The organism is Pedobacter sp. CG_S7 (genome assembly GCF_040544395.1).
GTDB lineage: Bacteria > Bacteroidota > Bacteroidia > Sphingobacteriales > Sphingobacteriaceae > Pedobacter.
In genome coordinates this window covers 1-12532 of record NZ_JBEONS010000002.1, presented here as the reverse complement: position 1 = coordinate 12532, position 12532 = coordinate 1, and the positions used below count along the sequence as shown (strand labels likewise).

At 35.4% G+C, this 12532-nt stretch carries 6 protein-coding genes and 1 tRNA gene; 3 read left to right on the top strand and 4 right to left on the bottom strand.

From position 1 onward, the window contains the following. Positions 1-164 precede the first annotated feature (164 nt). Together hsdR and AAKU52_RS01940 are read left to right on the top strand one after the other, a co-directional pair. Positions 165-2501, top strand: a complete 2337-nt coding sequence (gene hsdR, locus AAKU52_RS01945) for an EcoAI/FtnUII family type I restriction enzme subunit R (RefSeq protein ID WP_354329649.1) — start codon at positions 165-167, stop codon at positions 2499-2501. A 244-nt stretch (positions 2502-2745) separates the two neighbouring features. Continuing rightward, a complete protein-coding gene (locus AAKU52_RS01940; protein ID WP_354329647.1) occupies positions 2746-4578 on the top strand; it encodes a hypothetical protein in 1833 nt (610 codons plus the stop codon). 207 nt (positions 4579-4785) lie between these two features. On the opposite strand, the gene AAKU52_RS01935 is transcribed toward AAKU52_RS01940, so the two are convergent. Then, a tRNA-Arg gene (locus AAKU52_RS01935) sits at positions 4786-4857 on the bottom strand. A gap of 9 nt (positions 4858-4866) precedes the next feature. Continuing rightward, the gene (gene metG, locus AAKU52_RS01930; RefSeq protein WP_354329645.1) at positions 4867-6975 is read right to left on the bottom strand and encodes a methionine--tRNA ligase; all 2109 of its coding nucleotides are present in this window, start codon (positions 6973-6975) and stop codon (positions 4867-4869) included. Positions 6976-7015: 40 nt separating this feature from the next. On the opposite strand from metG, the gene AAKU52_RS01925 reads away from it, so the two are divergent. Next, positions 7016-7915 (top strand): S66 peptidase family protein, encoded by a 900-nt coding sequence (locus tag AAKU52_RS01925; protein WP_354329643.1) that lies wholly within the window; start codon positions 7016-7018, stop codon positions 7913-7915. A 94-nt stretch (positions 7916-8009) separates the two neighbouring features. Here AAKU52_RS01925 and AAKU52_RS01920 read toward each other — a convergent pair whose 3' ends face one another. After that, on the bottom strand, positions 8010-9371 hold the full coding sequence (locus AAKU52_RS01920) for a RagB/SusD family nutrient uptake outer membrane protein (protein ID WP_354329641.1): 1362 nt from the start codon (positions 9369-9371) through the stop codon (positions 8010-8012). An 11-nt stretch (positions 9372-9382) separates the two neighbouring features. Beyond that, a complete protein-coding gene (locus AAKU52_RS01915; protein ID WP_354329639.1) occupies positions 9383-12391 on the bottom strand; it encodes a SusC/RagA family TonB-linked outer membrane protein in 3009 nt (1002 codons plus the stop codon). Positions 12392-12532: the final 141 nt, after the last annotated feature.

The following is a 12532-nucleotide window of genomic DNA, read 5'->3' as shown; positions in this document are numbered from 1 at the left end:
TGATTATCAGCTGTTTTTTATTTGATTGCTATTTGATAATTGTAAAAATAGCAAATCCTAACCTAATTGATAGTATTGAACTTGAAGAAAAACGCTATTGCGCAACACCTGCAAGAAAACAGATAAAACATAATATAAACTCAATAGAAAAAAACACTCTCTAAATGAACGAAGCAGAAACACGAGCAGAACTGATTGATCCTAAGCTAAAAGCATGTGGCTGGGGTGTTATACAAGGATCAAAAGTTCTTCGAGAACGTAACGCCAAAATAACCGATGGTAAAATTAATGTTGGTGGTACACGTAGTAAACCTATGATAGCGGATTATATTCTGGTTTATAAGGGCATAAAGTTGGCCGTAGTTGAAGCTAAAAGTGACGAATTGGAAGTTGGTGAAGGTGTTGCTCAAGCCAAACTATACGGCAACAAGCTAAAACTGGAAACTACCTACTCAACAAACGGCAGAGAGATTTATTATATATGCCTTAAAACTGGCGAAGAGAAGTTGGTTGCCGATTACTTCACACCTGAAGAACTTTGGGATAAAACCTTTTCTGTAAAAAATGAATGGAGAGAGAAGTTTGCAGCTATTCCATTTGAAGATAAGAGTGGAAGTTGGCAATTACGTTACTATCAAGAAATTGCCGTTAAAAACACATTAGAAGCCGTAGCAAAGAATAAAGAACGCATTCTGTTAACCTTAGCTACAGGTACTGGAAAAACCGCCATAGCCTTTCAAATTGCCTGGAAACTGTTCCAAACCCGTTGGAACTTAAGTCGAGATGGTAGTAGAAGGCCTCGTATTTTGTTTTTAGCAGATAGAAATATACTGGCCGATCAAGCTTTTAACTCATTTTCTGCCTTCCCAGAAGATGCCTTGGTTAGAATTAGTCCGAAAGAAATCAGTAAAAAAGGAAGTGTACCAACTAATGGAAGTATTTTCTTCACGATATTTCAAACTTTTATGTCGGGTACAGATGCAGAGGGTAAATCTGCGCCTTACTTCGGTGCTTATCCTGCGGACTATTTCGATTTCATTATTATTGATGAATGTCACCGTGGCGGAGCCAATGACGAAAGTAACTGGAGAGGAATTCTAGAATATTTTAACACTGCGGTTCAGCTCGGTTTAACGGCAACACCAAAGCGGAATGATAATGTAGACACCTATAAATATTTTGGCGAACCTGTTTACATCTATTCACTTAAAGAAGGCATTAATGATGGCTTCTTAACTCCTTTTAAGGTAAAACGCTTCAAGACTACCCTAGACGATTATATTTACACTAGCGATGACCAAATCATAGAAGGAGAAATTGAGGAAGGGAAATTATATAAAGAGGCGGATTTCAATAGGATTATTGAAATAAAGGCACGGGAAGCTAAGCGTGTTCAGATTTATATGAATGAGGCTAACCAAAAAGAAAAAGCAATTATCTTTTGTGCTACTCAAGACCACGCTTCTGCAATACGTGATTTAGTCAATCAAAATAAAAAAGATAAAAACCCAAACTATTGTGTTAGGGTAACAGCCAATGACGGTGAGATTGGAGAACAGTTTTTAAGAGAATTTCAGGACAATGAAAAAACCATCCCTGCAATCTTAACTACTTCGCAAAAACTGTCCACAGGTGTTGATGCTCGAAACATTAGAAACATTGTACTATTTCGTCCGGTAAATTCAATGATTGAATTTAAACAGATTGTTGGTAGAGGCACACGTTTATTTGATGGAAAAGAGTTTTTTACCATTTACGATTTTGTTGATGCATACCACCATTTCGCTGACCCTGCATGGGATGGAGAACCTTTGGAACCAGAAACCAATATTGTTCAAGAACCGCCGGGCACTTACACTAGCCCTCCGAAGCCATCAACAACAGGAGATGGCGAACCTCCAGAAACAAGGAAGAAAATTAAAATAAAGCTACGTGATGGAAAAGAAAGAGATATTCAGTTTATGATGTCGACTTCTTTCTGGAGTGCAGACGGTAAACCAATATCTTCGGAAGAGTTTTTAAATAATCTTTTTGGAGAGCTACCAAATCTTTTCAAAAGTGAAGATGAGTTACGCACCATTTGGAGTAACCCCATTACCAGGAAGGATTTATTAGCAAAACTAGAGGAAGCTGGTTTTGGTAAAGATGAGTTGCATACACTGCAGCAATTAATAGATGCAGAAAAGAGCGATTTATTCGACGTTTTAGAATATGTCTTCAATAGTGAGATTAAGCCAATATCTAGAGAAGCACGTGTGGCAGCAGCACAGGCAACAATATTTGCGTTATTGAACGATAAGCAAAAGGAATTTATCGAATTCGTGTTGACCAAATACATTGAAACAGGCGTAGATGAACTTGACCAAGAAAAACTTCCTGTACTATTAACAAACAAATATCATTCTTTAGAGGATGCCAAAAGTGCCTTAGGGAGTGCAGCAAGTATAAGCTCTATATTCATAGAATTCCAGAAACATTTATACCAACAGAGCGTGGCATAAGAAACCTTACATCGGAATATACATGAGAACTAACTCCGTTGTTTCGTATTCAAGCTACATAATAAGGCATCCATATTTCAATCCGTATCTATGATAAGGTAATTATCTTGTTAATTTAAAGTAAAAAAGTATTTTCGTGGCAACAATTACACAATACCAAAATCAGAGCGGTTAGCATAATACCATTTAGAAAATTAGGTTATCAGTGTAATTATAATAAAAGAAAATCTAACCGAATATAAAAATGTGGGTAACTCAACATTCCAAATGGAATTATAACTCAACTAAACTTGAAAAATTTTTCATTGAAAGAATTATACAACGCTGTGATTATGACGAAACTATATCTAAAAAGCATAGAACAATAAATGGATTCACCCAATTAATTGAACTAATAAAACTTTCAGAATTAAGTAAAAAAAGAATTAGAACCTTAAGAAGTCTTTCTGTAATTATTAAGGAGGCTAAATCCTCAAATATTAAACAGAACATTGTAAACGATACGATTGTTGACTTCTACTTTAATGATTTAAAAAAATATCTATTAAGTTTTAATGAAGACGAAGCTTTCAAAAATGATAGTTTAGACAAACTTGAAGCTTTTATTCACACCTTAAAAAAGCATTCAATTCAGTTAGAAAAAAATTATTTTAATAATATAATAACTGAATTAAAAAAAATTGACTTTGATGAAACAAAACAAATTGAACGTAATATTGACCGTATTACAAGTTTGGTTGACATAACGATACCGTACTTACTTTATAAAGGATATAGCATAAGTACACTGAATGAAGTCTTGCGTAGATGGATTGAAACAAAGTGCCACATTAATCTAGATAAGTTTTTAGATTTTTTTGATCATGCTAATGATAATTATGAATTAATAGTATACTTAGGCAACAATTTACTTGAGGTTGATGACATAAAAAAAATTATATACAAAATTGGTAATGCTGATATTAGAAAAGCAAGTGAATTCAGTTCTGAATTTAACCCAAAAAGGGATTTTAACCCACGTGATGAAGTAATTTATTATAATTGTTTCACCTCAGATCCTGTCTCTTATATTAGAAATCAATATGATGAACTACTGAAAAATATTGTAGTAAGCCGAGATAGAAAATCGTTGGCACTTTTCACTAATTTTTTTAAAAATAGCTATTGGAAAAAAGCCAACTCAAGCCATAGATTTTATAAAAACATAATAATTAGCGGTGACCCAATTAGTGTTGTATCAAGAAAAAGCACTTTGTTTCTTTCTCTAACAAATAATAATGATATTAATTTCGAAGATGGTTCTATAATTGATTTTATAAAAAATGATCAGTTAAAAAAATCTATTTATTACTACAATCTAGCTCTAGGGTCAAAATCAATAGAAAACTCATTATCACTTTTGTGGACTTCAATTGAAAGTATATTACCATATCGCACCCATAAAGCAGACATCGAAAATGTTAGAAGTTTATTTTCAAAGGTTTTTTCTTTCGGAGCAGTAACTCGGGACATTCAATATTTAATAAAAAGAATTGCCATAGTAAATAAAGTAAACAAAGGTTGTTTTAATGCAATTGATATAGCAAAACTACCTAAAAATAATACTGGAAGAGATTTAACTATATGGCTTGATTGGCTCAAAGAAAAGCCAATAGATAAGTTTAAACACTTTGATACAATTTCGAGCTTACTTGCTCATGAATATTCATCAACAATAAAGCCATTAAGTGAAGGCAAACTCGAAAATTTGCTAAATAGAATTAACTCATCAAAAGAGTCAATTGAGTTTCAATTACAACGAATTTACCTACATAGAAATCAAATTGTTCATTCTGGAGACTATATCAATGAATACACAAATCTTTGGATACACTTAGAATGGTACATTGGCAAGTTTTTATATTACACAGTTTTGCAAACTGAAATAAAAAAAGAACATTCAAGTATAGAAGATTTATTTCAACATTTAGAATCTGAATTTGAATACTGTTTCTCGTACCTCGAAAAAAATAAAAACAAACTTTGTTCTGATAACAGTAAAATAATTAACAGACTTTTAGAAATTGATTGGCAGTAAGAATAACAACGCCTAAAGAGCCGGTTTAGCGAAGTACTCTTTCGTAAATGGAGATGTTATGGCTAATGGTAGAAAAGACGCAATCACAATCTCCAAAATTTCTATCAGCTTTAATTTCCATCAATAAACAATGTCAGTAAAACTGTAATATTCAAAATAAAAAACCCTGCAAACATTTGATTTGCAGGGTTTTACGGATTACACTTGTGGTCCCGACGAGAATCGAACTCATATCTAAAGTTTAGGAAACTTCTATTCTATCCGTTGAACTACGGGACCATTTACTACCTACCTCACTACGCTACCATTACTATGGTTTTCTGCAGGAGCCACAAAAGTAAGTTTTCCATCTGAATTTTCAGACATTAAAATCATTCCCTGCGATAATATTCCTTTTATTTCTCTCGGAGCAAGGTTTACCACCACACTAACCTGCCTTCCAATGATATCTTCAGGCTTAAAATACTCGGCGATACCAGAAACAACCGTCCGCTGGTCGACACCCGTATCCAGAGTTAACTTTAACAATTTTTTAGTTTTCTCCACTTTTTCGGCAGCAACAATCGTTGCTACACGGATATCAATCGCATTAAAGTCCTCAAACTCGATATTATCCTTAACAGGAGCAGCAACAACATTAGCGACAATGTTATCCACTTTACTTTGGTTCAATTTATCAATTTGGGCCTGAACTTCCTCATCCTCAATTTTCTCAAACAAAAGCTGAGCCTCATTAATTTGGTGACCACGGCGTAACAAATCCATTTTACCGGCATCTTCCCATAAGTTACCCCCATAATTCAACATCTTCATTAACTTATTGGCGGTGAAAGGAAGAAAAGGCTCCACTAATATTTCCAGCGTAGCAACAATCTGCAAACTAATGTTCAAAATCGTCCTTACCCGGTCCTCATCAGTTTTAATCACCTTCCAGGGTTCAGTTTCCGCCAGGTATTTATTACCCAAACGAGCCACATTCATTACCTCAGACATCGCCTCTCTAAACCGATAGTTTTCGATAGAAGCACTAACTTTTGCAGGAGCAGCTGCCAATTCATCAATCACCAATTGATCTTCCGGCTGCAATTGCATCAACATTGGCACCTTACCAGCGAAATATTTATGCGTTAACACAACAACCCGATTAACGAAGTTTCCAAAGATGGCAACAAGCTCATTATTATTACGTGCTTGGAAATCTTTCCAGGTAAAATCATTATCCTTCGTTTCAGGAGCCGTTGCCGTCAAAACATAGCGAAGTACATCCTGCTTGTCTTTAAACTCCTCAAGGTATTCATTAAGCCAAACAGCCCAGTTTTTAGAAGTAGAGATCTTCTGACCTTCCAAATTAAGGAATTCATTAGCCGGAACATTATCTGCCAGAATATAATCCCCATGCGCCATTAACATGGCAGGGAAAATGATACAATGGAAAACAATGTTATCCTTACCAATAAAATGAACTAATTTGGTCTCCTCATCCTTCCAATAATCTTCCCAGTTTCCTTTTTCTACTTCATTTTGATTAATATAATATTCTTCAGCTTTAGGGTTCCAAACATCCAGCCTGGCGTAGTCAAACAACTCTTTAGTAGCAGAAATATAGCCTATTGGTGCATCAAACCACACATACAAAACTTTTCCTTCAGCATCCTTAACCGGAACTTTTACGCCCCAATCTAAATCCCTGGTCATCGCCCTTGGCTGCAATCCCGCATTCAACCAGCTTTGACACTGACCATAAACATTTGGCCGCCATTCTTTATGACTTTCAATATAAGTCCGCAACTTATCTTCGTATTTATCTAAGGGCAAAAACCAGTTTTTTGTTACTTTGCGAACGGGAGGTTCACCGGAAAGCGTCGACTTCGGATTAATTAAGTCTGTAGCATTTAAGGTACTGCCGCAATTTTCACATTGGTCTCCATAGGCATTTTCATTGCCACATTTCGGACAAGTACCAGTAATATACCGATCCGCTAAAAAGGTTTGTGCGGTTTCATCAAAATATTGCTCGGTCTCCTCCTCTGTAAAAATACCTTTATCATAAAGGGTTTTAAAGAAATCTGATGCCGTATGGTGGTGCATTAAAGAAGAGGTACGGTGATAAATATCAAATGAAACACCGAATTCCTTAAAAGAATCACCTATAATTTTATGGTATTTATCTACAATGACCTGTGGTGTTACGCCTTCCCTTTTAGCCTTAAGAGTAATAGGGACGCCATTCTCATCAGAACCACAAATAAACTTCACGTCTCTTTTATTGGAGCGAAGGTAACGGACATAAGTATCGGCGGGCAAATAAACACCAGCCAGGTGTCCAATGTGTACTGGACCATTGGTATAGGGTAAAGCCGCCGTAACGGTATATCTCTTTATATTGCTGTTATCCAAAACTATTTTTATTATTTTGCCAAATATAAGATTTTTACAAATGATTAAACAGCCAGCATATTTAAAAAAGGGTGATAAAATTGCCATCGTTTCACCAGCAAAAAAATTACCGAAGAGAATTGACCTTGCTGTGGAGCTATTTAAACAATGGGGTTTGGAAGTAATAATTGGTGAAAGTGTCTATGCCCATCATCACCAGTTTGCCGGGAATGATGCTTTAAGAACCCGTGATATCCAAAGTTTCTTAGATGACCCATCCATTAAAGCCATTATTGCTGCCCGTGGGGGTTATGGTACCATCCGTATTATTGATGAACTTGATTTTACGGCATTTCAGGAAAACCCGAAATGGATTGTAGGCTTTAGCGATATCACAGTCTTACTATCCCATGTTTATACCAGGCTGAATACTCAAAGCATACATGGTCAGATGCCATATACTTTTGATCAAGCTTCACCAGAATCACTGGAGTCTTTAAGAAAGGCCTTATTTGGAGAACCTCTTCACTATGAATATACGAGTGCTTTTAAAAATAGACCTGGACATGCAGAAGGACAATTAATAGGGGGGAACCTGACACTATTAGTGATGGTTCAGGGTTCCTTATCGGAAATGGATTATGAAGATAAAATTCTTTTCATTGAGGATGTTGGAGAAAGTGAATCTTCTATTGACCGGATGATAAGGATGCTGAAACGCAGTGGTAAACTTTCTAAATTAAAAGGACTGATTGTGGGTGCTTTTAATGAAATAGAGGAAGAGAAAATCCCATTCGGACAAACCCCTGAAGAGGTAATTTGGGATGCAGTGCAGGAGTATGATTATCCTGTTTGTTTTAACTTCCCTATAGGCCATATCGAGGATAATAAAGCCATGGTTTTGGGGAGAAATGTTGTGTTAAAAGTAGGAGAGAACGGAAATTCCCTGCACCAACTATAGAATCAACAAAAGTTTTATTTCTAATAAGCAAAAAGCTGTAGCATTGAAAAATGCTACAGCTTTTTTTTAACGCTATTGTCGCGATAGAAATCTATTAATAACCAGGGTTATTTGGTCTTAACAAATCATTTACGTCTATAGCAGCTTGTGGAATAGGATATAATTCATCATTAATTGTGCGTCCTTTAGCTTCCAGAAAAACTGTTGCCATAGATTTTGCAGGGTTTGATGGAGATGGTGTTCTTCTCATATCCATCCATCTTAGATTTTCAAATGCAAATTCTACTCTTCTCTCTTTGATAACATCTTGTAAAGTCAAGGTAGTCAACGCACTTAAACCTCTTTTTGTCCTAACACTGTTGATAGCCGTTAATGCAGCTCCATCTAAAGGATTATTAGAAGTTAATAACTGAGACTCAGCAACAATTAAATACATTTCAGAAATTCTTAAAATATAATATGGATGAGCTGCGGCACCATTAGGATCCTGATATTTTTTAGAATACCATCCTGGATTAGCTAATGGAGCTGAAACTTGAGTCATTGAAGCTGTCTTCCTTTGATCACCAGTTTCATAAGCAGCAACCAACGAGGCGTCAGCAGGTAATTCAGCTCGTCCACCACCAGGCATGGAAGGATGTTGTAAGAAATAAGAAAGCGAGTTAGTTCCTTCAGTTGATGTAAAAACTACTTTGAAAATATGTTCTGTGGATACATATGGTGGTGCGAAAATAGAATTGTAATCATTGGCTATTGCGAATTTTGAAGATGCGATAACTTCTGAAGCGTTCTTTTTAGCATTAACATAATCTTTTTTAATTAAATATACTCTTGCTAATAAAGCTTTTGAAGCTTCGATTGAGGCAAATTTACTATCAGAGATAATGCCACCTGCAGCAACACTTGCATTTAAGTCTGCAATAATCTGGGCATATACTTCATCAGCTGAATTACGAGGAACTTTAACTACATCTCTGTTAGATACAATAGGCACAGCGCCAAATAAAGTTACCAATTTGTAGTATGCATATGCTCTTAAGAAATAGGTTTGAGTTAACAAAGACTTCTTTACTGTTTCAGCCACGTCAGGTGAGTTATTAATAATCTCTAATAAATCATTGGCACGCTGAATTACAACATATGGAGCGTTAAAATAACGTTGTGTAAGCACGTTACTCGGCAAAATAGCATTGTTATCAATTTCACCATTTTGAAAAAATGTTGCTCTATAAGCTAAGTTATCTGCAGATAAATCTTCAACCGCATAGCTTAAATAGAAATAAGAAGTATTTCCTTCTTGTAGCCCATCATATACACCATTCATCAGTTTTTGTACATCAGAAGATCCTACAGTTTCTGGGGATAATGATGCGGTGGGGTCAATATCCAGCTCCTTTTTGCATGAAGTCATTAAACTAGCAGTAACCAATGCAATTAATAATATTTTGTTTTTCATCTTATACTTTTTTATAAACCAATATTAATACCAAACATTACTGTTTTAAATTGCGGAATAGCACCTTGATCTACACCTGTATTTGCAACAGTAAAATCAGATGAAACCTCAGGATCAAAACCAGTGTACTTAGTGAATGTTAATAAATTCTGTCCTGAAACATAAATTTTAGCTCTTGAAAGCTTAAGCTTGTTAACAATGTTGTTAGGAATAGAATATCCTAATGAAACATTCTTCAGTCTGATATAACTTGCGTCTTCTAAGTATCTTGAAGAACGTTGAGTATTATATGTTCCTCTAGCACCACCAACAGCTCTTGGATATTTAGAATCAGTATTTGTTGGTGTCCATCGATCTTCAAAAACATCTCTATCAACGTTTGTTGCAACTCCAGTCGCTGTAGCAGCAGCACCTAAACTTCCATTTCCACCAGTTCCTTCAGCAGATAGGTTATACAAATAATTTCCATAAGAATATTGAAATAATACACCTAAATCAAACCCTTTATAAGAAACATTATTATTTAAACCACCATAGAACTTTGGAAGTGGAGAAGCTAAAAATTGTCTGTCATCAGCATTTATTAGACCGTTACCGTTAAAGTCTTCATATAACATATCACCTGTAGTTTTATGTACTCCAAGTGATTTAATCACATAAAATGAACCTAGTGGATGTCCAACTGCAGATTGAGTTACAAAAGAGCCATTAATTGGCTGATTATTATAAAGTGCCGTTACTTCGTTTTTATAAGTGGAAATATTGAATGATGTTGACCATTTTAATGCCCCAACAAGGTTATCACTGCTGATATTAAAGTCCCAACCTTTTCCATTCATCGTTCCAACATTTTCGAGAATAGTTGAGAAACCTGTAGTACTAGGTATAGGTCTATTGATCAATAAATCCGAAGTTTTCTTATTATAATAATCCGCACTTAAATTAATTCTATTCTTTAATATTGATAAATCTAAGCCAATATCAAATTGAGCCGTCGTTTCCCATTTCAAATCTGGACTTCCAATTGCATTCAATGCAAAACCAGGCTGGTCGTCATAATTAAAACCCGTGCCTATCAATCTTCTCGAGGCAAAGTTACCAATACCTTCTTGGTTACCCGTTAAGCCATAACTTGATCTGATTTTTAGATTAGAGATGATGTTATTGCCTTGTAAGAAACTCTCTTCAGAGACAACCCAACCTCCAGAAACAGAAGGGAAATAACCAAATCTGCCTTTTGTTGGAAATTTAGTTGAGCCATCCCTCCTAATGGAACCACCTAATAAGTATTTATTTTCCCAAGCTAAATTCAAACGTCCTAAATAAGATTCCACTTTGTAATTAGTGAAAGCAGATGTTCCACCTATAATTTTAGCAGCAGAAGTCAAATAAGGAGTTTTATTAGAAGGAAAGTTTTGTCCATCTACACGATTATTGTCACGATTATTCCATTGAAACTCATAAACTAATGTCGCATCAACAGTTAACTTATCGTCTATAAAATTCTTTAGATAAGATAAGTTCTGCGTAGCTAAATAATTTTGCGTTTGAACATATCCACTGCTAGCCGCACCATTAGATCCTAAACCTGATAATGAAGTAGATGGGTCAAAGGTTCTCTGATCAAGATAACTATAATCAATACCTACAGAAGATTTGAATTTTAATTCTGGCAAGATCTTCACTTCCGCATAAGTCGAATTGAAAATATTTGATAATCCTACATAGTTTTTCGATTCGAACATATGAACCGGATTATTAAAATCATTTGACGCTAATGAACCGCTTGCATTATAGATTGGCTGATCTGGACGAGCAATTAATGCTCTTGGAAATGGTGAAAATATACTGTTATCAACTGGAGTTTCTGCACGATCTGATTTGGAAATTGCAATGTTACTTCCAAATTTTAAAAAGTCGTTCACTTGGTGATCAACATTTAAACGGATTGCATATCTCTTAAAAGAACCATTAAGCAATTTTGAATCCTGATTGAAATAATTTAGGGAAGTATAAAATTGAGTTTTCTCATTTCCACCTGATGCAATCGACAATTGAACATTTTGTACTAGAGATTTTGAACGTTGAATCTCATCTAACCAATTCACATTTGCTTCTGGATTATCAATTTGAGCTTGTGTAAATTTTGCTGGTAAAGAAGGCGTACTGTTAACCAATGCTTCGTTATACATTTGTCTGTAAGAAGATGCATCAAGGAAATTTTTGGTTCCAGCAAATTTCTGATAACCATTATAAGTGTTAAAATTCACTACAGATTTACCTCCAGCAGTTCCCTTTTTGGTGGTAATAATAACAACACCATTAGAACCTCTTGATCCATAAATTGCAGCAGCAGCATCTTTTAAAACTTGAACAGATGCAATATCTTCGCTGTTTAAGTTAGCTAAAGCAGATATACCTGCTCCAGTGGTTACTGGAGTACCAGTACTATTTGAAGGCAAGATAACGCCATCTACCACGTATAACGGATCATTTCCTGCCTGAATTGATGATCTTCCCCGTACGTTGATTTGAATTGGAGAACCCGGACGGCCTCCGCCAGATGTAACCTGTACACCAGCTAAACGCCCTTGTAAAGCTTGAGCTACGTTTGCTACAGGTTGGTTTTTAATTTCGTCTCCAGAAATCCTGGAAATTGAAGTGGTCACTGTTCTAGAACTTTGAGTTCCATAACCAACAATCACTACATCACCTAGCTGTTTTGCATCTGTTTTCAATGCAACATTTAAAACATTAGAGGATGCCAATAATTCTGCAGGTGAATAACCAATTGAAGAAAAAGTAAGCGTTTGTGAAGCCGATGAAGTTACTTTGACAGAATACGACCCATCTCCTGCTGTAATCGCTCCGATTTTTGTTCCCTTGACTTTGACAGAAACTCCAGGTAATGGAAGTCCATCATCTTGTCCCGTAACTGTACCAGTAATCGTCCGCTCTTGAGCCACTGCTGAGAAAGCAATGAGCATCAACACGAACAAACTTTGTAGAAGTTTTTTCATGAATTTTTAATTTTAGGTGAATAATAATATTAAATATATTCGTTTAAAGTAACCACTCAGGTTCCCTCTAACTTACTTTACTGACCTGAAAAATCGTTTAAGGTGTTATTTTCTTTGGATTTTATTTTCAGAAAAAAGCGG